The 530-nt window shown below is 72.8% G+C and carries 1 protein-coding gene; it reads left to right on the forward strand.

Features of this window, described 5'->3' with window-relative positions; translation table 11 throughout:
- Positions 1 to 313: 313 nt before the first annotated feature.
- A partial coding sequence (locus AC1DYK_RS35595; protein WP_478170550.1) for a hypothetical protein occupies positions 314 to 530 on the forward strand: 217 nt, incomplete at its 3' end.

Below are 530 nucleotides of genomic sequence, written 5' to 3' on the forward strand. Positions count from 1 at the left end.
GGCACGGGCGCTGCGGGCGCAGGCGTGTGACGCGGGGGCGGGGGCCGGTCTCTGACGGGGCGCCCCGGGGCGAGCAAGGCAGCGTTGCCCTCAATCCCCGGACGGGCTTGATTTTCGGCCCGTCCGGGGCCGGGGCCGGCAGCAGCCGAGGCGGACCGGAGTGGCCCGCCTGGGCTGACGGGACGCACAATCCCCGACGGGATCGCCCTTTTCGGTAGTCGAACGTCCGTACTTTAGGACGGCGTTGTCCGGAATTGTCGACGGGCGTGTAACAGGGGTTAGCCGCACCGCGGCCTGCGGCATACCCCGGAGCATGACCCAGAACACCCCTCTCTCCCCCTGTCACTTCCGCCTCCCCGTCGGCGAACGGCAACGTGTGCTGTCCGTCGAGCAGTTGAAGACACTCGGCGTGTCCCCCGCGCGGGCTGCCGCGCAGTGCCGGGCCGGTGGTCCGTGGCAGCAGCCGTTGCCCGGCGTGTACGTGCTGCACCCGGGGCCGCCCACCGGCGAGGAGCGCCTGCGGTCCGCCC

The organism is Variovorax sp. P2_H12 (assembly GCF_056403395.1).